23 protein-coding genes are annotated in these 23,930 nt (G+C 35.0%); 19 read left to right on the forward strand and 4 right to left on the reverse strand.

Annotation, left to right across the window (positions count from 1 at the left end; all coding sequences use genetic code 11):
• Window positions 1–415 precede the first annotated feature (415 nt).
• The 3 genes from CQA62_RS06245 to nrfH all read right to left on the reverse strand — a co-directional run bounded on the left by CQA62_RS06245 (window position 416) and on the right by nrfH (window position 3,707).
• Complete coding sequence (locus CQA62_RS06245; RefSeq protein WP_104724995.1) at window positions 416–1,351, reverse strand: hypothetical protein; 936 nt, start codon at window positions 1,349–1,351, stop codon at window positions 416–418.
• A gap of 82 nt (window positions 1,352–1,433) precedes the next feature.
• Entirely contained in the window at window positions 1,434–3,185 is a 1,752-nt protein-coding gene (locus CQA62_RS06250) for an ammonia-forming cytochrome c nitrite reductase subunit c552 (RefSeq protein ID WP_104724996.1), read from the reverse strand.
• A 15-nt stretch (window positions 3,186–3,200) separates the two neighbouring features.
• Window positions 3,201–3,707 (reverse strand): cytochrome c nitrite reductase small subunit, encoded by a 507-nt coding sequence (nrfH, locus tag CQA62_RS06255; RefSeq protein ID WP_104724997.1) that lies wholly within the window; start codon window positions 3,705–3,707, stop codon window positions 3,201–3,203.
• A gap of 297 nt (window positions 3,708–4,004) precedes the next feature.
• Between nrfH and pheS the strand changes: the two genes are divergently transcribed.
• The 19 genes from pheS (at window position 4,005) to CQA62_RS06350 (ending at window position 22,986) form a co-directional block, all read left to right on the forward strand.
• Window positions 4,005–4,979: a phenylalanine--tRNA ligase subunit alpha gene (gene pheS / locus CQA62_RS06260; protein WP_104724998.1), complete on the forward strand. Its 975-nt coding sequence runs from the start codon at window positions 4,005–4,007 to the stop codon at window positions 4,977–4,979.
• Between the two features lie 10 nt (window positions 4,980–4,989).
• A complete protein-coding gene (gene pheT, locus CQA62_RS06265; RefSeq protein WP_104724999.1) occupies window positions 4,990–7,341 on the forward strand; it encodes a phenylalanine--tRNA ligase subunit beta in 2,352 nt (783 codons plus the stop codon).
• A complete protein-coding gene (gene aroA, locus CQA62_RS06270) occupies window positions 7,338–8,603 on the forward strand; it encodes a 3-phosphoshikimate 1-carboxyvinyltransferase (RefSeq protein ID WP_104725000.1) in 1,266 nt (421 codons plus the stop codon). Before pheT ends, aroA begins: the two co-directional genes overlap by 4 nt.
• Window positions 8,600–9,424 (forward strand): 4-hydroxy-3-methylbut-2-enyl diphosphate reductase, encoded by an 825-nt coding sequence (locus tag CQA62_RS06275; RefSeq protein WP_104725001.1) that lies wholly within the window; start codon window positions 8,600–8,602, stop codon window positions 9,422–9,424. Before aroA ends, CQA62_RS06275 begins: the two co-directional genes overlap by 4 nt.
• 88 nt (window positions 9,425–9,512) lie before the next feature.
• Window positions 9,513–11,183 carry a S1 RNA-binding domain-containing protein gene (locus CQA62_RS06280; protein WP_104725002.1) on the forward strand — a complete coding sequence of 557 codons (1,671 nt, stop codon included), beginning with the start codon at window positions 9,513–9,515 and terminating at the stop codon, window positions 11,181–11,183.
• Window positions 11,183–11,761 carry a hypothetical protein gene (locus CQA62_RS06285; protein WP_115585140.1) on the forward strand — a complete coding sequence of 193 codons (579 nt, stop codon included), beginning with the start codon at window positions 11,183–11,185 and terminating at the stop codon, window positions 11,759–11,761. The genes CQA62_RS06280 and CQA62_RS06285 overlap by 1 nt, the downstream gene beginning before the upstream one ends.
• Window positions 11,758–12,060: a c-type cytochrome gene (locus CQA62_RS06290; RefSeq protein ID WP_104725004.1), complete on the forward strand. Its 303-nt coding sequence runs from the start codon at window positions 11,758–11,760 to the stop codon at window positions 12,058–12,060. Before CQA62_RS06285 ends, CQA62_RS06290 begins: the two co-directional genes overlap by 4 nt.
• A gap of 93 nt (window positions 12,061–12,153) precedes the next feature.
• Window positions 12,154–12,618 (forward strand): RNA pyrophosphohydrolase, encoded by a 465-nt coding sequence (locus tag CQA62_RS06295; RefSeq protein ID WP_104725031.1) that lies wholly within the window; start codon window positions 12,154–12,156, stop codon window positions 12,616–12,618.
• Window positions 12,618–13,838, forward strand: a complete 1,221-nt coding sequence (locus CQA62_RS06300; RefSeq protein ID WP_104725005.1) for an aspartate kinase — start codon at window positions 12,618–12,620, stop codon at window positions 13,836–13,838. Before CQA62_RS06295 ends, CQA62_RS06300 begins: the two co-directional genes overlap by 1 nt.
• A complete protein-coding gene (locus tag CQA62_RS06305) occupies window positions 13,838–14,395 on the forward strand; it encodes a HobA family DNA replication regulator (RefSeq protein WP_104725006.1) in 558 nt (185 codons plus the stop codon). The genes CQA62_RS06300 and CQA62_RS06305 overlap by 1 nt, the downstream gene beginning before the upstream one ends.
• Complete coding sequence (locus CQA62_RS06310; protein ID WP_104725007.1) at window positions 14,396–14,986, forward strand: DNA polymerase III subunit delta'; 591 nt, start codon at window positions 14,396–14,398, stop codon at window positions 14,984–14,986.
• Window positions 14,983–16,125 (forward strand): dihydropteroate synthase, encoded by a 1,143-nt coding sequence (gene folP, locus CQA62_RS06315; RefSeq protein ID WP_104725008.1) that lies wholly within the window; start codon window positions 14,983–14,985, stop codon window positions 16,123–16,125. Before CQA62_RS06310 ends, folP begins: the two co-directional genes overlap by 4 nt.
• 1 nt (window position 16,126) lies before the next feature.
• Window positions 16,127–16,699 carry a hypothetical protein gene (locus CQA62_RS06320; RefSeq protein ID WP_104725009.1) on the forward strand — a complete coding sequence of 191 codons (573 nt, stop codon included), beginning with the start codon at window positions 16,127–16,129 and terminating at the stop codon, window positions 16,697–16,699.
• Window positions 16,700–16,775: 76 nt separating this feature from the next.
• Window positions 16,776–18,203 (forward strand): Do family serine endopeptidase, encoded by a 1,428-nt coding sequence (locus CQA62_RS06325; RefSeq protein WP_104725010.1) that lies wholly within the window; start codon window positions 16,776–16,778, stop codon window positions 18,201–18,203.
• Between the two features lie 79 nt (window positions 18,204–18,282).
• The gene (gene lepA / locus CQA62_RS06330; RefSeq protein WP_104725011.1) at window positions 18,283–20,073 is read left to right on the forward strand and encodes a translation elongation factor 4; all 1,791 of its coding nucleotides are present in this window, start codon (window positions 18,283–18,285) and stop codon (window positions 20,071–20,073) included.
• 62 nt (window positions 20,074–20,135) lie between these two features.
• Window positions 20,136–21,167 (forward strand): flagellar basal body P-ring protein FlgI, encoded by a 1,032-nt coding sequence (locus CQA62_RS06335; protein ID WP_104725012.1) that lies wholly within the window; start codon window positions 20,136–20,138, stop codon window positions 21,165–21,167.
• A 10-nt stretch (window positions 21,168–21,177) separates the two neighbouring features.
• A complete protein-coding gene (locus CQA62_RS06340) occupies window positions 21,178–21,477 on the forward strand; it encodes a rod-binding protein (protein WP_104725013.1) in 300 nt (99 codons plus the stop codon).
• Window positions 21,477–22,484 (forward strand): sensor histidine kinase, encoded by a 1,008-nt coding sequence (locus CQA62_RS06345; RefSeq protein WP_104725014.1) that lies wholly within the window; start codon window positions 21,477–21,479, stop codon window positions 22,482–22,484. The genes CQA62_RS06340 and CQA62_RS06345 overlap by 1 nt, the downstream gene beginning before the upstream one ends.
• 67 nt (window positions 22,485–22,551) lie before the next feature.
• The gene (locus tag CQA62_RS06350; protein ID WP_104725015.1) at window positions 22,552–22,986 is read left to right on the forward strand and encodes a Dps family protein; all 435 of its coding nucleotides are present in this window, start codon (window positions 22,552–22,554) and stop codon (window positions 22,984–22,986) included.
• Between the two features lie 10 nt (window positions 22,987–22,996).
• Here CQA62_RS06350 and accA read toward each other — a convergent pair whose 3' ends face one another.
• A complete protein-coding gene (gene accA / locus CQA62_RS06355) occupies window positions 22,997–23,929 on the reverse strand; it encodes an acetyl-CoA carboxylase carboxyl transferase subunit alpha (protein WP_104725016.1) in 933 nt (310 codons plus the stop codon).
• Window position 23,930: the final 1 nt, after the last annotated feature.

The following is a 23,930-nucleotide window of genomic DNA, read 5'->3' on the forward strand; positions in this document are numbered from 1 at the left end:
GGATTTAGACTAAGGCATCAATGATACAATTCTTTTAGTTTTATGATTAGGGTGCATGAATGGTGATTACTTTTTTGTTTTATGTTGGGATTATTGCTGTAAGGCTTCAAGAGCTCATACTATACTTAGTGGGCATTCACCCTTTTATTGAGTCAATGAAAGAATATCAAGGCTAGTCATTAATATCAAAGATAAATTTGAATATTTTGATGCCTTAGAATTAACCCAACAAGGAGATTTTTCAAAATTTGATCATTGAGTTGCAAGAGAATATCTTGTAACACTTCAAGAAAAAAAGAGAAATTAATCCTTAAGCGTCAAAGGTATAGGCACAAGAAATAAAAATATAACTAGAGATTTAAAAGTAAGAGTGGGGAGTGATTGCAAAGGAGAATTGCCTTTGCAGTTGAGAGAATTATTTGCTCAATTTAACTTCTAGCTTATATTCAGAAGAAAGAGTATTGAGGAGTTTCTCTAGATCTTGAGGTGCAAGGGGGTAAGAGGAAGTATTAGATTGAGGAGAGATGAAAATCTCCATTTTATTTGCATCCCCTAAAATAACTTTTACAAACCCTTGGATAATCTCTTGGATTTGAGGATAGTAGGGTTTTTTTGAGAAATTTTGTAGACTTGCCCCTACCAGAAAGCTCACAAGGGCAGAGTAGGCTTGTTTATTAAGAGACTTTCCATACTTGCTTTGTGCAATTTCAAAGAGTTTGTCGCTTAAGCCCTTAGAGTTGAGAGAGAATAGGAAATCTTTGATTTTTAATCCCTCATTGAGAAAGGCAAAGGAGCTGATGTGCTGAAAAATTCCCATCTCTTGCACATTTTTTGAATCTATAAGAGAGTTGAATTCTTCTAAATAATCTGCATTTTGTGCATAGAGTTTCAGAGCCGTGTGTAGAGTATAACTCGCTTGGTTTTGGGGTTTAATGGTAAAGTCTAATTCAAAATTAGTGGGGAAAAATGCCGTGGCATACTCTTGAAGCTCTCCAAGATCAATAATTTCAAGTTTGCTTGAAGCACTGAGTGTGATTGAGCCAAAATCAATCTCTTTAAGAGAAAGGATCAAGTTTTTGGAGGAAAAGAGTTCCTGAGAACCTCCTTTGGGGGTAAAAGTTATATAAGGGCTTTTGCACTTGATGAAAAATATTCCAGAACACTCAAAAGTAGAATAATTGAGCTCAATATCACTGAGTGCAAGTTCTTGTGCAGTTTGAACTAAATTAGTGTTAAGAGATTCTTGGAGCTTGTGCTTAAAGGTTTGCATTTTATAGACACAAAAGCCAAGTAAGGATGCAATTGCAATGACTCCTAGTCCAAGAATACTAAGCATAAAGCGTTTGTTCATCATAACCTCCTAGAGGAAAAATAAACAAGAATTATATATGAAGTTTTGTAAGAGGTTACTCCCCATAGGGGAGAGAATGAACTCAGTGCTTAGCTTTATAAAAAGGCTCTTGTGCACTTTTGCCTTTTGAAGCTTCACTGATTGCTTTGTAATTGTAAGGAACTAGGTTTTTATCAAGTTCTAGAAGCTCTTTTGGAGTATTGTCTTGGAGTGGCTCCTCATAGTAGCGTTTGCCATTGATTTTTACTGGATTTGGAGCAATTTTTCTCATATCTTCAAATCCAAGATTGCTTGGAGTGATTTTGATGCCATATTTTGCACCGATAGCTACAACTTGCTCTTGCCCTAGTTTTGCATATTTCACACCTTGGAGCGCAATTCTAGCCGCTTCTCTTGGGTTGTGGAATCCTGATGAATTCTCAGCATTCATAAAGTCTGCTCTGATTTGACTTTTTCTATGAAGCTCTAAAGCTTGGCTCACAACTTTTGTGATTGCCTTTTCTTGCTCTGCCTTATCTTTGATTTTTGCAAACTCTGGAAGCTTTGCTAACTGCTCTCTTAGAGTTGTAATATCTTGAATGAGACTTGCGACTGCATATTCAGCACTTCTAATATCATAAGCTGTGGTTGTTTGAATCTCAAAGACTTGTTTTTTAAGATATTCCTCACTTTGAGTATGACAAGATTTGCACGCACTGTTGACATCTAATAGAGGTGAGGCAATGAAGTGATTGGTAACTTTCTTAGATCCCTCTCTTTTATAGGGCATATGACAATCTGCACATGCTACACCATTTGCTGCATGAACACTTCCTGAATAAAGTTCAGCTTCTGGGTGTTGCATTTTAATTACAGGTGTTTTTGTAGTTGCGTGGATAAAGTCTTGAGGGAAAGTATCTCTTACGCTCTCATAGTAGTCATCAAACATTTCAATTCTAAATCCTTCACCTTTTTTCCAAAACTTCCAAGGATATAGAAGTTCAATACCATCAGCTTCTTTCTCAACAATGCTATTACCATTTTTAAGTTCTGCAATTTCTTTATAATTGCTTTCAGCTTTAATAGTAACTTTCTTACCTGTGGGCTGATTATAATATTCAACATGGCATTGCATACAAACAAGACTTCTCATTTCTTGACGACTTGCTTTAACTCCATGTTTTTCATCTTTTTCAAATCCACGAGAGACAAGAGAATTGATCGCTGCTGGTCGCGTAACGCGTAGGCTCATATCATCTGGGTTGTGGCAATCTGCACAGGTGCTCCCCATTTTTTTACCATGCACTGTATCTGGCCCATCCATAAGTTTAATAATTGTCCAATACTTCATAGTATTAAATTCCACCCACCCAAATTTTTTCACAAGATTTTGGAGATTTCCAGTATGGCAGTTCATACAAGCTCCAGGCTGACCTCCAAATTTACTGAGACCATGAGAATTAAGAAACTCTTTATTATTTCTTAAAGTATCCATTTGATCAATTTGTGTGTAATAATGACTTCTATTTTGATTGTAATCAAATTTAAAAGCATATCCATCCCAAAACATTGTGAGTTGTGGGTAGCGATTGAGTTTGCTATAAGGATAGCTTCCTGCAAAGTTTGTTGCAATGTATGTAGAGTCTTTCATCTTCATATACATATCCAGATACTCAGGGAAGTTTTTCCCCCACTCTGCAAAATCAGGATTTTCATCGCTGAGTTGTACTAATTTTGCACTTGCGGTGCTAAAAGTTTGAGCTTTTTTGGCGCTAATATCAGAATTTAGCCAAAAAAGACCGCTTGCTAGAAATGCAGTAATGATGATAATGGCTAATACCTTTCCTTTTGTCATTGTTTCTCCTTTGTGTTAAAAATCTCGCTTATGCCCTACATCTTTATGGCAAGACACGCAACTTAAAGCTTCTTTGCCACTATGCTGGGGAATAGTTGTGGCATTAATTGTATTTTGTGCAACTCTAGAGTGGCAATCTATACAGGTTTGCTCAATAATTTCTTTAGTCTTTGGTGTTGCACTTAAGTTTGTAGGCAAACTCTCAAGCTTAAAGGTGAAAGCATATGCGTGTCCTAAACCACTTTGAGCTTTGGCAATCCATTTTGGAATAAAGCTGTGGGGTAGATGGCACTCTGCACAGGTTGCTCTAGGTTTTCCATTGACCTCTTTGCTATGGGGACCACTCATATAGTCCGCATAAACCTCATTCATTATATGGCAGTTATTGCATGCCTTTGAATCATTGCTAAAGTATGAAAATCCTTTTGCATTGTAAAAGGTGTAAGCTCCTCCAACAATGATAAAAACAACAAAAAATAATAAAACACCATATAGTGTAGAGAGAGACTTTTTATTTGACATTCAGCCTCCTTATAGCTATATCCATCGCTTTTATTAAAAAAAACGATAAGTTATTATATTCCTAATGATGATAAAAATATTAAGGAAAATATAAAAAATTAACAAAAAATTAACAGATAGAAAAAATAAACTTTACTTTTACAAAGATTTATACTTTAATTTTAAAAATAAGATTTTTTATAGGAAAAACTTCCATATAAAAATTTAGAAAATTATCCTCTTTTTTCATGTAAGCTTGTCTGTGCTAAAATCTTATTTTTTATTTTTAAAAGATAAAATTTTATTTTGAGGGAGCTTATGCAATCAATTAAACAACAACTCCAAGCAACGCAAACAATGCAGGATTTGGAGAATTTAAAAATCCAAGTAATAGGGAAAAAGGGCGTCCTTACTCTTGCTTTTGCTCAACTTAAAGATCTTGAGGGGGAGCAAAAGAGGATTAAGGCACAAGAGATTAATCTTTTAAAATCAGAGTTTGAAAGCCTTTATGAAGTAAAAAAGCAAGAACTCCAAACTCTTGAACTTGCAAAAAAACTGCAAAAAGAACAAATTGATGTTTCATTATTTACGCAAAATAAGTTCGGAAAGACGCATTACATTCATTTGATGATTGAAAAAATTATAGATTATTTCTCATTACTTAATTTCGAGTTATGTGAAGGACAATTATTAGAAGATGATTTTCATAATTTTGAGGCTTTAAATATTCCAAAATTCCATCCTGCAAGAGACATGCAAGACACATTTTATACAAAAGATCAAAAAGTGCTTAGAACTCATACCTCTCCTGTGCAGATTCATACAATGCTTGCTAAAAAACCTCCTCTTAAAATGATTGCTCCAGGTGCTGTATTTAGAAGGGATTACGATTTAACACATTCTCCAATGTTCCATCAAGTTGAGGGATTGGTAGTTGATGAAAAAGGGGTTGTAAGCTTCTCTCATCTTAAATATATTTTGCAAGATTTTCTCAAAAGTATTTTTGGTGATGTTGGGGTGCGTTTTCGCTCAAGCTTTTTTCCTTTTACAGAGCCTAGTGCGGAAGTTGATATGAGCTGTGTTTTCTGTCATGGTGCAGGGTGCAGAGTGTGTTCGCATACAGGTTGGTTAGAGGTGCTAGGATGTGGAATGGTGAATGATAATGTTTTTAAGGCTGTAGGGTATGAGAATGTGAGTGGATATGCTTTTGGCTTAGGAGTAGAGCGTTTCGCAATGCTTCATTATGGAATTAATGATTTAAGAGGCTTTTTTGAAGTTGATTTAAGAAATTAAGGATTTTTTTATGATCGTTACAAAACATTTATTAGAGCAATTTCTTTCTCTTGGCGAGATTTGTGAAAAAACCATGATTACAGAGCTCTCAAAGATTGGTTTAGAGGTTGAAAACTTTAAGAAACTTAGAGTGCCAGATGGTGTTGTAGTGGGATATGTGATTGAAAAAGTGGCCCACCCTGATGCAGATAAATTAAGTGTATGTCAAGTGGATATTGGAGAGAAGGTCTTACAGATTGTTTGTGGGGCAAGTAATGTCCAGAGTGATCAGTTTGTCGCTGTGGCTGTGCAAGGAGCAGTGCTTCAAACTCCAAAAGGAGAATTAAATATCGCTCCTACAACTCTTAGAGGGGTGCAGAGTTATGGAATGCTTTGCTCAAGTGCAGAGCTTGGATTTCCAAAAATTAATGAGGGGATTATGGTTCTTGATGAGAGTATAGGGCATCTTGAGCTTGGAAGAGCGTTAAACACTTATAAGATTTTTGATAATTTTGTTTTAGAAATTGGACTTACCCCTAATCGTGGAGATTGTTTGAGTGTATTAGGAATTGCTAGAGATTTAAGTGTAGCAATGGGATTAACACTTTCTATAAAAAATTACAAGGATGAAAATGTTCCTTTGGGGATTGGAAGAGTGCTTCAAGTTATTAATGAGGGCAGACTTAACTCATCTTTACTTTACAAGGTTGCACACATTGCCTCCATTACTTCTAATTTGATGATTAAACTTTCCTTGGAGCTTTGTGGAATTGCTTCAAGCACTGCTTTACAAGACTTTCTTAATTTCTCAATGCATAATACAGGTGTAATTTTAAGAGCCTACTCCTTCTCATACTTTAAAAAATCAAATCTTAGCAATAATGTAGAGGGACAGATTTTGCTCAAACAAGATGAAAATCATCTTGATAGTGTGTATGGAAAAGAGAAAGTTTCTATTGTAGGAATTAGTCTAACAAATCATGAAATTTCTCAAGAAATGGTTGTTTTAGAGGCGAGTTATATTTCTCCAAAAGTGATTTGTGAAGCTCTTTATGAACATCCCACACTTCCAAAAGATACTTTCATTACTTATAAGACAACAAGGGGAAGCAATCCAGATTTAAATCTTGGAATGCAATATCTCTGTCATCATTTGATTGATTTTTCACATTCTGAAGTTTATGCTAGCAAACATCGCATTACCCAAAGTGATGATCAAATAACCATTCGCACTACTTTTGATCAAATTATTGAGATTTTGGGTGTGGATATTAGCAAAGAAGAAATTGCAATTATTCTAAAAAAACTTGGCTTTAGGATTGAGGCAAGTTTTGATGAATGCTTTTTTATGGCAACTCCGCCAGAGTATCGTCATGATATTCAAAGTGCCCAAGATATTGCAGAAGAGGTTTTAAGGGTTTATGGGATTGACAAACTTCCTGCTAAACCACTATATATGACCGAGCAAAGTCGTAAAGATAATCATCATTACTTTGCATTTAAGGCAAAAATGGATTTGATGAAAAAAGCAATGGCACAAGGGTTTTATGAAACCTTGCACTATGTTTTTTATGAAAGAAGAAAACTTATAGAAATGGGAATTGGCGTGATCCATGAGGAGTTGGATATCCTAAATCCTATTACTCAAGAACTCAATACTCTAAGAACTTCACTTTTCCCTGCAATGCTTGATAGCATTAAACGTAATGAAAATTTTGGATTTAAAGAGATTGCATTTTGTGAATATGGAATCTGTTATGGAAGTGAGCGAGAAGAGATAGAAAAAATTGCATTTTGTGTGAATGCAAATAGAAAAGAAGAACGTTTTCCTTTTGCTAAAGGGGAGAAGTGGGATTTTTATAGTTTTGCACAAGCTGTTTGCAGTATTTTAGGAGAATTTGAGCTTGTTGAGTTTAAAGGAGAAATGTGGGGAGTGAGTGAGAAAATCTTGCATCCCTATCAAAAAGCGCAGGTGCTAAGAAAGGGAAAAAGTGTTGGATTTTTAGCAAAAATTAATCCTGAATATGGAGAGAGATTTGTATGTGAGGTGCAATTAGATCCCTTTATCAAATTAGATCATTTATTGCATCAAAGCTCTTCAAAATATCAAGCAAGTTTAAGAGATTTGACAGTGATGATTCAATCTAGTGTGAAATTTTCAGAGATTAAAGAAAAGATTCTTTCCTGTGAGATCCCTTATCTTTGCAGTCTCTATCCCCTTGATTTGTATCATCATGAAAGTTTTCAATCCCAAGTGGCTCTCAGCATTCGTTTTGTATGGCAATCTTTTGAAAAAACACTCCAAGAAGAAGAGATTAATACCCAAATGCACAGAGTTTTACAAATCTTAGAAAATGATTTTGAGGCAAAGCTTAGACAATGAGGATTCTTCCAAAGAATAATCCTGTAAAAAATAAGCCATTCTTTGATATTGCTCAAGATAAATCCCTCTCTCATCGTAGTGTGATTTTTTCTTTCCTCACACGAGGAGAAAGTCGAGTGAGAGGATTTTTACAAGCAGAAGATACGCTTAGCACATTAAATATTGCAAAAACTTTAGGACTTAAGATAAGAGAAGAGGGGGAGGAATTGGTTTTAATCCCACCTCTCAAACCTACTTTAAGAGGGAGGATTGAGTGCAATAATGCAGGAACAGCGATGCGCTTATATGCCGGCTTACTTGCTTCAAATCCAGAAGGAGAGTATGAGTTTGTAGGAGATGAGAGTTTAAGTAAGAGGCCTATGGAGCGCATTAGAATTCCCCTTCAAGCCCTTGGTGCAACTTTAAGTCATTGTTATGCTCCTTTTATTTTAAGGGGAGGGCATCTTAAGGGAACAGCCTATCATAGTCCTGTAGCTTCTGCACAGATCAAGGGGGCATTTATTTTAGCTTCTCTATTTGCTGAGGGTAAAAGTATTTTTAGTGAGCCAGAGTTAAGTCGAGACCATACAGAGCGTTTTTTGTCTAGTTTAGGGGCTGAGATTAAGAATGTGCAAAGAGAAATTCATATCACCCCCCTTCTCTCTCCCTTGCCTGCATATCAGATTCATATCCCCAATGATCCCTCCAGTATCATTTTTTTTGTGATTGCTTGTTTAATAGGAAAAGATCTTCAAGCAGAGTTTCATCATGTTTTATTAAATCCAACAAGGATACAAGCTTTTGAAGTTCTTAAAAGGATGGGAGCTAAACTTAATTATGAAATTGAAAGTGAGCATATTGAGCCAATTGGAAAAGTATATGTTGCTTCATCTGTGCTCTATGGAGTAGAAGTTAAAGAAAATATTGCTTGGCTTATTGATGAGATTCCAGCTCTAAGCATTGCCTTTGCCTGTGCACAAGGGGTGAGCAAAGTTGTAGGAGCACAAGAGCTTAAGGTAAAAGAATGTAACCGCATTTATGCTATTGTGGAGAATTTAAATAAGCTAGGGATTGAAGCCTATGAACTAGAAGATGGTTTAGAGGTAAGAGGAGGAGAGTTTAGGAGTGCTAGGGTACAGAGTTATGGAGATCATCGTATTGCAATGAGTTTTGCGCTTGTAGGGGTGAGGGTGGCTGTAGAGATTGAAGAGAGTGAGTGTGCCAAAATTTCTTTTCCTCATTTTTTTGAAATCTTAAGAGAATATGCGGAGGTAGAGGAATGAAAGTAAAACTTGCTAAGAGCTTTGGATTTTGTTTTGGTGTGAAACGTGCTATTAAAATTGCACAAAAAGGCCAAGATGGTGTAACACTAGGAGAGCTTATTCATAATCAAAAAGAAATTGATCGACTTAAGCAGGGTTATGGAGTGAGATTGGCAAAAAGTATTGATGAGATTTGTAAGGGTGATCATGTAATTGTAAGGACACATGGAATCCCAAAAGATGAGCTCAAAAAGCTTGAAGATATGGAAGTGGAAATCTCTGATGCAACTTGCCCCTATGTCACTAAACCACAAAAAATTGTTGAGCAAGTGAGTGCTGAGGGGTATCAAGTGGTGATTTTTGGAGATATTGCTCATCCAGAGGTAAAAAGTGTTATGAGTTATTCGCATACCCAAGCATGGGTTGTAAAAGATTTAGAGGAGCTCAAGCAATATAAGATTCCCAAAAAGACAGCTCTAGTCTCTCAAACTACAAAGCAAACAAAGCAATTTTATGAACTTGCTCAATATCTCCTAACCCATAGTTATGAAACAAGGGTATTTAATACAATTTGTAATGCAACCTTTCAAAACCAAGACAGTGCAAAGGAACTTGCAAAAGAAGTGGATATTATGATTGTTGTTGGAGGTCTTACATCTTCAAATACAAAACAACTCTTTGAAATTGCAAAACGTCATTGTGCAGACAGTTACTTGATTGAGGATGAAAATGGATTAGAGTTGCAATGGTTTGAGGGCAAAAAAATATGCGGAATTACAGCGGGTGCTTCTACTCCTGATTGGATTATTCAAAAGGTCAAGCAAAAAATCCAAGAGATTTGAGTGTTGTTAAAATAAATTTGTATAAAAAATACAGGAGTATTAAGGTAGAATTCATCTTGTTTGACTTTAAAATTGCGAGGGTTCAATTATGTTAGTAAATCCAGATCAGATTGAGTGTTTAGTTCTTGAGGGGGAAGATATTAATTTTGAAAAAATGCTCAATGAAAGAGAAAACGATTTTGAAGGTGGAAAAATCCAAGAGGGAGTTATTGTAAGCATCGGAAATGAATATGCAATGATTGCAGTAAGTGGTGCAAAACAAGAGGGACGTCTGCCCATTGCAGAGATTTGTGATGAAGGGGGGAATACACTTTTTAAGGTGGGTGATAAGATTGAAGTGTATGTCATAATCAATAATGAGAGATTAAATGTATCTCGCAAAAAAGTCTTGAAAATCAAAAAGATTGAAGAGAAAATCAATCAAATTAAGGACAATTTTGAAGGGCTTGTGCTTGATTGTAAAATCAGTAAGAAAAATAAGGGTGGATATATTGCAGAATGTGATGATGTTGAAGTATTCTTGCCTAGAAAGGAGTCTGCAGGAATCCGTGATGATAAGAAAGGTCGCACTTATAAAATGCGTGTGATTGATGTTAAACCCCAAGAGCAAACAATTATTGTTTCACGTAAGCAGTTTTTAGAAAATGCGGATAAAGATCGTGAAGAGATTTTAAGAAAGCTTCTCGCAGAAGAAAGTAAGATACACAGTGCCATTGTTAAACAAATCACTTCTTACGGAATGTTTGTTGAAGTGATGGGAGTAGAAGGACTTGTGCATTACACAGAAATTTCTCATCGTGGACCAATTAATCCTGCAACAGTTTGCAAGATTGGTGAGAGTGTAGATGTAAAAGTTTTAACATTTGATCCAAACAAAAAAAGAGTCTCTTTTACCATTAAGGGAACAATGCAAGATCCTTGGAATGAGATTAAAAATCAACTTGATGTAGGTGATACAATTCGTGTTGTAGTGAGCAAAATTGAAGACTATGGTGCTTTTGTTGATTTGGGTAATGGGACAGAGGGATTTTTGCATGTTTCTGAAATTTCTTGGAATAAGCAAATTCGCAATCCCAGAGAACTTTTAAAAGTCGGTGAAGCCTTGGATGTAGAAGTCATTGAAATTGATGGACAGAATAAGAGACTTAGAGTCTCTCTTAAACGACTTTCTCCAAAACCCTTTACACAGTTTGCTACAACACATAAGGTGGGTGATGTAGTTAAGGGGAAGGTGGTTAAGATTATGGATTTTGGTGCTTTTATTCGTCTTGGAGATGTTGATGGTCTCTTGCACAATGAAGATGTTTCTTGGGAAAAAGGGAGTAAGGCAAATGAGAAGGTAAAACTTAATGATGAGGTTGAAGTAAAAATTACAAAAATTGATGAAGAAAATGAAAAAATCTCCCTATCTTTACGAGCGCTCCAAAGTTCTCCAATTGAAGACTTTGTGCAAAAAAATGGTCTTGATACAATTGTAAAAGGAAAAATTAAGGATATTAGAGATTTTGGTATTTTTGTAGAGCTCGCAGAAGGTGTTGAGGCACTCATAAGAGATGAAGATTTATATCCTCTTAAAAAAGAAGAACTAAGTGTAGGTACAGAGATTGAAGGTGTGATTGCATATATTGATAGAAATAATGGAAAAATGAGAATCTCAGTTCGTCGTCTTGAAAGAATTAGAGAAAGGGAACAACTCAATAGCTATAATAGCACAGACACAAAGATGACTTTAGGGGATTTGATTAAACAACGTTCATAATGAATTACAAACTCCCAGCACTTATTGCTTTTTTTCTCCTTTTGGGAGGAGCTACAATATGGCTTTCAATTACATTTAAACAAAGCAACTCTAATAACCCAACCACTCTTGTACTTACTTCTAATCAGGCTGTGCAAACTAAGAAGCTTACACAAGAAGAGTGGTTTTATTCTATGGCAAAGAATAATCAAGAAAGCTATGCTTATCCTACTAATGAAATGATACTCAAATACAATTTTAAGCATGGAGTTGAACCATTAAGAGTGTTTATTGATGATTTGAGTGAATATCGTTTTTATTGTATCAATCAGATCTTGATTAAAAATAATATCGAGTATGCTTACTATAAAACTGACAGAGTGATTCAACTCGTTATTTTCCTGAATGATAAAGAATCCCAAAAAAAAGTTCTCTCAGATTTTGATTACTATAAAATAAATTACACTTTTCACAAAGTAATTCATATAGAAAATTTTTATTTTCTTAATCTTATAAAATTCAAGATATTTTTATATTTTTGTGCTTTAATTCTATATGACAATTTATTGTCAAATTTTGCAATATGGAGAAAAAAATGAAAAAGTTTTTAATTTTGGGACTTGCCTCTGTGGTGGTAAGTGGTCTTTTTGCTGCGGATGGTGCTGCTCTTTATAAAAAATGTGCAACTTGTCATGGACCTAAGGCTGATAAAAAAGCACTCAATAAGAGCAATCCAATTAATGTTATGACATCAGATCAAATCAAAACTGCACTTGAAGGGTATAAAGCAGGAACTCTTAATACTCATGGACAAGGAAAGATGATGACAATGCAAGTTAAAAATCTTTCTGATGCAGATATTGATGCACTCAGTAAATATATTCCAACCATTAAGTAGGTCCATAAAAATCTTAGGTTTTTAACCTAGGATTTACTTTTTTGCAAAAATCTCTTATTATTCTATTTTATAAGTAAGGAGATGGAGGGATTTATGGAGAAAAGATATCGTCCAAATGTTGCAGCTATTATCCTTTCAGAAAGATATCCAGAAATTTGTGAAATTTTTATAGCAAAGCGTATTGATATTAAAGATGCGTGGCAATTTCCTCAAGGAGGGATTGATGAGGGAGAATCTCCTCTTGAGGCATTAAAAAGAGAATTAAAAGAGGAGATTGGCGTAGAAAATATTGAAATTCTTGCTCAATATCCCAAGTGGATCAGTTATGATTTCCCATCTAATGCAGAAAAGAAAATGTATCCCTATGATGGACAGATGCAAAAGTATTTTTTGGTGCGATTGAAATCTGGAGAAAAGATTAATTTGCAAACAGCGCACCCAGAATTTTGTGATTATAGATTTGTAGGATATAAAGAAGTGTTTGAGAAAATCAAGCATTTTAAGCGACCCATTTATAAAGAGGTTTTGGAATATTTTAGAAGTGAAGGGTATTTATAATGCTAGTAGTACAAAAATATGGTGGAACAAGTGTGGGGGATTGCCAGAGAATTAAAAATGTTGCTAATAAAGTTATTAAAACCCATAATCAAGGGCATCAAGTCATTGTTGTTGTTTCTGCAATGAGTGGAGAAACAGATCGGCTTGTAGGATTTACACAAAGTTTTTGCCATGAAGGATATACCATTGCTAATGGACGAGAAAGTGATGTTGTGCTTAGCAGTGGAGAACAGATCACACGTGCACTTTTGGCAATTGCTATTCAATCTCAAGGATATAAAGCAATTTCTTTAAGTGGGAAAGAGGCTGGAATTATTACAGATTGTTTTCATACAAAAGCAAGAATTGAGGATATTAAGTGTGCCAAAATGCAAACATTGCTTGATGAGGGCTATATTGTTATTGTTGCAGGATTTCAAGGGGCAACACCAGCTGGAGAGATAACGACTTTAGGGAGAGGAGGAAGTGATCTATCTGCAGTGGCATTGGCTGGAGCACTTAAGGCAGATTTGTGTGAAATTTATACTGATGTAGATGGCGTGTACACTACAGATCCACGTATTGAGCCAAAAGCAAGAAAACTTGAACGAATTAGCTATGAAGAGATGCTTGAACTTGCAAGTATGGGGGCGAAAGTCTTGCTCAATCGCTCTGTGGAGATGGCAAAGAAGCTTAATGTCAATTTGATTACCAGAAGCTCATTTAATGACCATGAAGGAACTTTAATTACAAGTGAGGATAATATTATGGAACAACCAATAGTAAGTGGAATTGCTCTTGATCGCAATCAAGCAAGAATATCGATTGTGGATTTGGAGGATCAGCCAGGAATTGCGGCTAAGATTTTTGAATCTTTTGCAGAGAAAAATGTCAATGTTGATATGATCGTCCAAACAATTGGTAGAGATGGTAGAACAGATTTAGATTTTACAATCCCTAAAACTGATGTCGCAATTGCTCAAGAGGTTTTGCAAAAATTCTCTAATTTATGTGGAGGTTTTGAATACGATTGTGAAATTGCCAAAGTTTCTATTGTTGGTGTAGGAATGAAGTCTCACTCAGGTGTTGCAAGTTTGTGTTTTGGATCAATGGCCAAGGAGAATATTAATATTATGATGATTGGAACAAGTGAAATTAAAATTTCTATGATTATTTCGCTTTCACGAGCAGAGGATGCAGTCAGAGCCTTACATAGAGTATATCACCTAGAAGAGAAATAATGGAACCTATTAAAGAGTGGATGATTCGTGCTTTACGCGAAGATAATAATAATGGAATGATGAGTGGTTGGCTTGAGGAAGATTTGCACAAATGGGTAAGAGTGGTTTCTAATGCGCTGAGTGCCTTATTGAATGGGACAAGCTTTATTGTGCTTAGTGATACTCCAAGAGAATGGTTTAAAAGCTATTTGCTCACCCATTTAAACCTACCCAGTAAAAATCGTCCCTATGTACCATTTTTTGGCATTGAGAGATTTGAGCTCTTTTTAGGCGATGATATTAGAGACCAAAAAAATATCCAACTTGTAAGCTCAATGCTTCAAGCGACATATCAAGATTATGCATTCTTTTATATTGGAAAAGCTGAAGGGGTTAAAGCTGAACTTGCAATGGGGTTAGAAAATAGTTTTTTGTGGCTTCTTGATGCAGATGTGCAAAATGCATTTAGTCTTAACTCTTCAAATAAAATGCTTGATTCGAGGCTTTTGCAACTCTATCGTCTTTTTGATCAAGCGATCTCTTTGATGATTTATGGAAAAATTTCCTTGGAGCTTTAAGTGGGAGAAATTTATCTAACTCAAAATGCAGATGAGGTTCTTGATGAATTAGGAATTGCTAAAGAAAATCTTAGAATCTTTGAATGTGAAGAATTTAAAATTGCTGACGCAAAAGAAGTCATTGCGGAGGCATATATTTGCAGTACAGAAGAAAAGTTTATAGCACTCATTGGAAAAACTTTCAATAAAGAGGCACAAAATGCTCTCTTAAAAGTTCTTGAAGAACCTCCTTCTCATATTCATTTTTTAATTTTTGTTCCTTATAAAAATACTTTAATCCCCACCATTCGTTCAAGAATGAAAGTGATTAATAAAACTCAATATACTCCCTTGCAACCCATTAATTTAGATATCCATCATCTCACCTATGCTAAAATCTATGAGTTTTTACAATCCCTTGGCCATCTCTCAAGAGTCCAAAGTCAAGAAGTAATTGAAAGGTTGTTTATTGCAATTGAGCAAAGTGGTGTATCTCTTCAAAAAGAGGAATTGGATTTTTTTGATCTTGCATTAAGGGCAAACCATCATCACGAAAAGCTTCCAATCATTCTTGCCCCCATTTTAATCTCACTTTTAGGAAAGAGAAAATGAAGCCCTTTATCTATAAAATTTCTCCCTCAAATCTTAAGGTAGAGTTTGCAAAGCTTGGTGTTGATGAGGTTGGGAGTGAGATTATGAATAAAAAATCTCAAGATTTTATATTCTTTTGTAAAAATCTCTCTTTAAGTGCAATGCATATCCTCAAGCAAGAGGCTTTAAGTGTGGGAGCAGATCTTGCAACCCCCAAGGATGCAATTTTATGTCAAAAATCTTTTTATGATGCGATTTTATTAGGCAGTCTTTCACAAATGCAAAGAATTGCCCAGAAGTGTCTCTCTCAACCTTTTGGTCTAAAGTCTTTGGCTAAGGGTTTAAAAACTCATTTACGCTCTTTTTCTTTTAATCCAAAGATCATGGCAATTCTTAACATTACCCCAGATAGTTTTTATCAAGGAAGTCGTTTTGATTTTCAAGGTGCAATTGATGAGATTGAAAAATATATTCAAATGGGAGTGGAAATGATTGATATTGGTGGAGCAAGTTCACGACCTGGAAGCAAGATTTTGGATCATACACAAGAGATGCAAAGATTGCAACCCCTACTTGATGAGGTTGCACATAGAGGATTGACACAAAAAGTCATTTTTTCTATTGATACCTATAATTATCAAACTGCTGATTATGCCCTAAGTAAGGGATTTAAGATTCTTAATGATATTTTAGGTTTTAGTGATGAGAGATTATTGGAGGTGTGCGCAAAATATAATGCAAGTGCAGTTTTAATGCACTCTAGAGGGACTCCTCAAACTATGCAAGACCTTGTAGAGTATGATTGCTTATTTGCTGAAGTTGATGAGTTTTTTGAGAAAGGTATTGAGAGAATGGGGAAATATGGAATAAAAGATGTGATTTTAGATATTGGCTTTGGTTTTGCAAAGAAAAAGGAGCAAAATCTTACATTAATTAAAAATCTCTCACATTTCAAACGCTTTGCTCTCCCTTTACTTGTAGGTGCGAGTCGAAAAAGCACAATTGGAGAGATATTAAATGCTGAGTATGTTGATGAGAGATTGTATGGAACACTTGCTTTGCATCAAATTGCTTTGCAAAATGGTGCAGATATTTTAAGAGTGCATGATGTTGGTGCGCATCAAGATATGGTTAAAGTCCTTAAGGCAATGCAGAATTAAAATGGCAAAAGAAAAGTTTGTAACAAAAATTTTACTCAACAATGGCTTTACACAAGAAGAACTTAAGGGAATGGATCAAAAACAAAGAAATGAAATTTATACTAGGGGAATGAAAAAATTTATTGAGAATTTTTCTTATAAACCTAAAGAAGTAGTTGTGCAAAAAGCTTCAAATCCTTTTGTATCTTTACAAAGACCAGAAGAGATCTATAATATTTCTGTTGATTTTTTTAGATATTTAAGTATGGATGATGCAGTGATTTTATTGCATAAGAAATTTCGTTTTATCCCTATTGATAAAATTCAAAAAATTATTAAGCTTTTGATGTATGTATTTCAAGAGAGTATTTTAGGGGAGATTGAAGAAAAGATTTCTTCTCTTCCAGAGAATGAAAGACGTTCTATTATGGATATTTATGAGCATCAAAAAGAAAATATCGCCCATCTTATTGCTATTAATGAAAAGCTAGATCAAGAGAAGTTTCGTCAAAAGTTTGAAGATGTTTTAGAAATTAAAATGCTTGTCCAAAAATATAAAGATGGATTAAAAAATGAAGAAGATGAAAATGAGTAGAAAGAATGTTACCAAAATATTTGTATTATGAGAATAATCTTTGGTTTTTTCAAAAATATAATTTAAGGAGCTTTTAATGAAAGTTAAAATTTTAATCTCTCTTGCACTGAGTGTAAATTTAATGATGGGTTTTGATGTGCAAGAAGTGCCAAAAATACAAAATCGTGTAGCACCAGAGCTAGGGGAAACACAAGTTTATTCTTTTAATTCTTCAATTGAAAAGGCATCACAAGTTGTGGTGAATATTTCAACACAAAAACGCATTAAAAATAAGATGGATCGCCATCCAATGTTTAATGATCCCTTTTTTCAACAATTTTTTGGAGATATTTACAGTCAAGTTCCAAAAGAAAAGGTGGAGAGATCCTTGGGAAGTGGAGTGATTATTTCCTCTGATGGCTATATTATTACAAATAATCATGTTATTGATGGTGCAGATAAGGTAGTGGTTTCTTTGCCTGATAGTTCCAAAGAATATACGGCCAAAGTGATTGGAACAGATTCTAGAACAGATTTAGCAGTAATTAAAATTGAAAAAAATAATTTACCCGTGATTAAGTTTGCAGATAGTTCTCTTGTAAAAGTGGGGGATTTAGTCTTTGCCATTGGTAATCCTTTTGGTGTAGGAGAAACAATTACACAAGGCATTGTCTCAGCTCTTAATAAAAATGGAATTGGGATTAATGATTATGAGAATTTTATCCAAACTGATGCATCTATTAATCCTGGAAACTCTGGTGGAGCGCTTGTAGATAGTCGTGGAGCATTGATTGGGATTAATACTGCAATTATTTCACGCAGTGGGGGAAATCAAGGGATTGGTTTTGCAATTCCTTCAGATATGGTTAAAAAAATTGCAAAGCAGCTTATTGAGAGTGGAAGTATTAGAAGAGGGTATTTAGGTGTAGGAATCCAAGATGTAAGCTCAGATCTTAGAGATACCTATGGAGACAAAGAAGGTGCTGTGGTAATCAGTATTGAAAATGATTCTCCAGCTGGAAAAGCGGGATTAATGGTTTGGGATTTGATTACAAAGATTAATGGCAAACCTATTAAAAATTCTGCAGAGCTTAGAAATACTATTGGATCACTAGCTCCAAATGAGAAAATTACCATTACTTTTATGAGAGACAAAAAAGAGCAAACAATTACCCTCTCTCTTGCAGAGCATAAAGATACACGCAATAAAGTTGTCTCAAAGACTGAGTCAAAATCAGATTCTAAAACTCAAATTCAAGGTCTTACAATCCAAGAGATCACTCCTCAAATTCGCCAAAGAAGTAGAATTCCACAAGATATTAATGGAGTTTTGGTGACATTTGTAAGTGAAGAGAGTAAGGCTTATGATGCAGGATTTAGAGATGGAGACATTATTGCTCAAATTGAAAATGTGGCAATCAAGGATGTAAAAAGTTATAATCAAGCCTTAGCAAAATTCAAAGGTAAGCCAAAGAGAATCTTAGTTTATAGCAGCAATGGTGTAAAAACAATTGTAATTAAATAACTTGATGGGACTTCCCCATCCCCTTTTTCCTCTTAAATATTGTAAAATTCACTCTTGATTATCACCTTTAGGAAATTGAATGCAAAATATTAGAAATTTTTCAATCATTGCCCATATTGATCATGGAAAAAGCACTCTAGCAGATCGCCTCATTCAGGAGTGTGGTGCCATTAGCGACAGAGAGATGAGAAGTCAAATTATGGATACGATGGATATTGAAAAAGAGCGAGGCATTACCATTAAGGCTCAATCTGTAAGATTGAATTACACTTATAAGGGTCAACCCTATATTCTAAATCTCATTGATACTCCTGGGCATGTAGATTTTAGCTATGAGGTAAGTAGAAGTTTAAGCAGTTGTGAGGGGGCATTACTTGTAGTCGATAGCACACAAGGAGTAGAGGCTCAAACGATTGCAAATGTTTATATTGCACTTGATAATCATCTTGAAATACTTCCAGTGCTTAATAAAATTGATTTGCCAGCAAGTGATGTAGAAGGGGTAAAAGAAGATATTGAAAATACAATTGCACTGGATTGCTCACAGGCTTTGGAGGTAAGTGCAAAGAGTGGTATAGGGATTAAAGCTTTACTAGAAGCGATTGTAGAAAAGATTCCATCTCCTAAGGGAAATCCTGATGCACCTACAAAAGCATTGATTTATGATTCATGGTTTGATAATTATCTTGGAGCGCTCTGTCTTGTAAGAGTGATTGATGGAAGTATTGAGGTAGGACAAAAACTTACAATGATCAATACTCAAAAAACTCATGAAGTCCTTCATCTTATGTATCCTCATCCCATCCATCAGCAAAAAACCCCAAAGCTCTCTTGTGGAGAAATTGGAATTGTATCCTTGGGGTTAAAAAGCCTTACAGATATTGCTGTGGGGGATACAATGACAGATGCGCACAATCCCACAAGTGAACCAGTAGCAGGATTTATACCCGCAAAACCTTTTGTTTTTGCTGGAATCTATCCTATCCAAACAGATAAATTTGAAGAACTCAGAGATGCACTTAATAAACTTAAGCTCAATGATTCTGCACTTGATTTTGAGCCTGAAACTTCTGTGGCTTTAGGGTTTGGATTTCGTGTAGGGTTTTTGGGACTTTTGCATATGGAAGTTGTCAAAGAACGTTTAGAGAGAGAATTTGGCCTTGATTTGATTGCAACTGCTCCAACAGTAGTGTATAAAGTGCATTTAACAAATGCAGAAGTGCTTAGAGTGCAAAATCCAAGTGAGCTTCCACCTGAACAACGAATTGCCAAGATAGAAGAGCCTTATGTGCGTGCTTCCATTATTACTCCTACAGAATATTTGGGAAATATCATCGCTTTGCTTAACAATCGTCGCGGAGTGCAAGAAAAAATGGAATATATCAATGAAAGTAGAGTGATGCTTGTATATGCACTCCCAAGCAATGAAATTGTAATGGATTTTTATGACAAGCTTAAATCTAGCACTAAGGGCTATGCAAGTTTTGATTATGAACCCATTGAATATCGTGAAGGTGATCTTGTCAAGCTTGATGTACGTGTGGCTGGAGAGATTGTTGATGCTCTTTCTATTATTGTGGATAGAAGCAAATCTTATCAAAAAGGTAGAGCACTTGTAGAAACAATGAAAGAGCTTATCCCGCGACAACTTTTTGAAGTAGCAATTCAAGCGAGTGTAGGAAATAAGATTATTGCAAGAGAAACGGTAAAGTCTATGGGAAAAAATGTGACTGCCAAGTGTTATGGGGGAGATATTACAAGAAAAAGAAAGCTTCTTGAGAAACAAAAAGAGGGAAAGAAAAGAATGAAAGCTATTGGAAAGGTTGAGCTTCCCCAAGAAGCATTTTTAAGTGTATTAAAGATTGATTAAAATAAGGAATGCTCTTTGCTTACTTTTAGAGAAAAATTGATTTTCTAAAGGAGTGCTTGGGTATGAGAAAGGAATCTCTAAAAAGCTTTATTTTGTTTTTGTTTCTTAGCTTGGGTCTTCAGGCTCAAAAAATTGGTGAAATTGCCAATATTGTAGGGGTACGCGATAATCAATTAATTGGCTATGGTCTTGTTGTGGGGCTAAATGGTACAGGGGATAAATCTGCTTCCAAATTTACAATGCAAAGTATTGCCAATATGCTTGAATCTGTCAATGTTAAAGTTTCTCCTAATGATATAAAATCTAAAAATATTGCTGCAGTGATGATCACAGCAACACTTCCAGCCTTTGCAAAACAAGGAGATAAGCTAGATATCGTTGTTTCTTCTATTGGAGATGCCAAGTCTATTACGGGAGGAACATTATTGATGACTCCTCTTAGTGCTGTTGATGGAAATATTTATGCCTTAGCTCAAGGGGCAATCACACAAGGAGAAAGTGGAAATGCCCTTGCAGGAAGTGTTCTTGGTGGGGCTACTGTAGAGAGAGAGGTGGGCTATGATCTTTATAATAAAAATCAGGCAATCCTTAGTCTTAAGAGTTCAGATTTTCAAAATGCAATTAAGGTGCAAAAAGTTCTTAACAATGTTTTTGGAGAAAATATAGCCAAGGCCATAGATTCTAGAACAATCAAAATTAATAAGCCCCAAAATCTTAGCATGATTGAGTTTCTCGCTCTTGCACAAGAGGTTGAGATTAATTATTCAATGAAGGAAAAAATCATTGTTGATGAAAGAAGTGGGACTATTATTGCAGGTGTGGGAATTACTATTGAACCTATTGTGATCACTCATGGAGGATTAACAATTAAGATTACAGAGGAGAAACTCCAGGATCCACAAACTATAGAATTGGAGGGTGGATTGAGTTTGAATACAAATCAAGGCATTGTCTCAACCAATGGAAAAAAACCAACAATCTCAAATGTTGTCAGGGCATTGCAAAAAATGGGAGCAACCCCTAAAAATATTATCTCAATCTTAAGTGCAATGAAGCAAAGTGGGGCAATTTCTGCTGATCTTGAAATTGTTTAAGGAGTAAAAAATGAAAATTGATACAAGTTCCATAATATATAATGATCAACATAATAAAACTCCAAAAATAAATTTTACAAGCAATGATGCAAAGCTTAAAGCTCAAACAGATGCTTTTGAAGCTTTGATTGTTAAAACAATGCTTGCCACAGCAATTAAAAATGAAGATCCACTCTATCCCAAAGAAGCAGGGAGTGATATCTATCACTCTATGTATCTTGATACACTGTCCCAAAACCTAAGTGGAAGCTTTGGATACAGTGAATTATTGCTCAGTTATCTTAAAGAACAGCAGGCAGGAAAGAGATAATGCAAGAACTCTCTCAAGAACTTTTAAATAATCTCTCTAGTCAAGATAAGCAAACCTTTCTCTCTACCTTGGGGACATTGATTGACCAAATTGATGAGGCACAAAAAGATTTTGTAAGTTTAAAGAGTTTATTTGAGGGAGTTTTGGAAGTTTTGCCTCAGGCTGTATGGGTGCTTAATGAGAAAAATGAATTTTTCTACTATAACTCTCAGGCTTATAAGATTTCAAAGATTTTACAAAATAGCCTTCCTTTAAAAGATAGCCTTGAAGTGGAATTTGAAGGAAATTTTTATTTGATGCAGGGTTCTATGGTGGGAGATAAGCAAATTATTACTGCTACAAATATTACGGATCAAAAACGTCAAGAGCGTTTAGCTTCAATGGGACAAGTTTCAGCACATTTAGCACATGAAATTCGCAATCCTGTTGGTTCAATTTCACTTTTAAGTTCAACACTGCTTAAACGCGTAGATATAGGAAGTAAAAGTTTGGTATATGAGATCAAAAAAGCAATCTACCGTGTAGAGAGTATTATTAAGGCAACATTAATGTTTACAAAAGGTGTGATGCCTCAAAAAGATTTTTATTCTTTAGAGAATATCCAAGAAAATGCACAAGAAATTTTTAACTATACAAACTGTTCAAAACCCTATAAGATTGATTTTGATTTTCCCAAAGAAGTAAAAGTGTGGTGTGATATTGATTTGCTTGTTATTGTATTGCAAAATTTTCTCTCAAATGCAATTGATGCAATTGAAGAGGGGGAATGCGAGGAGGGTGAGATTAAAATCATTTATAAAGAAGATGAGAGTTTTTATGGTTTTGCAATCAGTGATAATGGTAAAGAAATTCAAGACAGTAACATTCTTTTTGAACCTTTTAAAACAACCAAGCTTAAAGGAACAGGTTTAGGACTTGCACTTTGTAAGCAAATTATTGAAGCACATGAGGGAAATATTGAGTTTATAACTTTTCCTAAAACTTTTGTGCTTAAAATTTCAAAGTAAACCATAAGCTTTAAATTTCTTAGATAAAATTTCTAAACGATAAAAATTATCGTCTAGGAGGTTAATTATGAAAACGATTGAAGTTTTAAAACAAATTCAGGCTGATAGTATTGTGTTTTTTATGAAAACACATAACTACCATTGGAATGTTAAGGGGGCAAATTTTCCACAAATTCACGCTGCAACTCAAGAGATTTATGAGAATTTTGCAGATATTTTTGATGATGTTGCTGAGAGAATTATTCAACTTGGTGGAATTCCCTATGTTACTCTTGCAGATACACTTAAGGCAAGTAAAATTGTAGAAGAGAGTAAACAGAATTTTAGTGCAAACGAAGTTTTAGATGGTGTTTTAAAAGATTATAAATACTTTGAGGGAATCTTTAAAGAACTTTCAAAAATTGCTGATGAGAATGGTGATAAAGTTACAGCGGGATTTGCTGATGAGAAAGTAGGACAATTACAGAAGGCACTTTGGATGCTTAATGCTCAAAAGGCATAAAATAAGAGGCTTAGGCCTCTTGGAATACTCCATAATTCATAAGCTTTTCATATCTTTTTGAAAGAAAATCTTTAGAATTTTTAATTTCTTCAAGAGAGTTTAAAAAATATTCTTTAATCGCTTTGGTGGCTGCTTCTTTATTCCTATGTGCACCAGAGAGAGGTTCAGGCACAATATCATCAATTAATTTACATTCTTTTAAATCTTTCGCAGTGATCTTCATTGCTTTCATTGCCGATTCAATTTTTGTAGGATCATTCCATAAAATTGCAGCACAGCCTTCAGGAGAGATAACACTAAAGATAGAATAGCTCATCATTGCCAATCTGTCAGCAACTGCAATTGCTAGGGCACCACCACTTCCACCTTCGCCAATAATAATGGAGATAGTAGGAACTTTAAGATTTGCAAATTCTTGCAGATTTTTTGCAATTGCTTCACTTTGTCCTCTTTCTTCAGCACCAATTCCTGGATAAGCTCCAGCAGTATCTACAAGCATTAAAATAGGGATATCAAATTTTTCAGCCAATTTCGCAGCTTTAAGAGCCTTGCGGTATCCTTCGGGATTTGGCATACCAAAGTTTCTTTCTAATTTATTTTTTGTCCCTCTCCCTTTTTCCTCACCAATCACCATAACTTTTTGACCATCAATATACCCTAAAAAGCAGACAATAGCTTTGTCATCTTTATAGTGACGATCACCATTAATTTCGCACCTATCACTTAAAAGTGATTCAATATAGTCCATCGCATAGGGACGATCGGGATGACGAGCAATTTGCATTTTTTGATAATCACTCATATTGGAGTAAAGTTTTTGCGTTTCTTTTTTAAGAGTTTGCTCCAAAATTTCTTGGGCGTGAATATCACCTTTGAGTTTTGCAGAATCTATCTCATCTTGAATATTCTTAAGTTTTTGTTCAAAATCTAAATAAACTGCCATT

Source organism: Helicobacter cholecystus, assembly GCF_003364215.1.
Taxonomy (GTDB): domain Bacteria; phylum Campylobacterota; class Campylobacteria; order Campylobacterales; family Helicobacteraceae; genus Helicobacter_G; species Helicobacter_G cholecystus.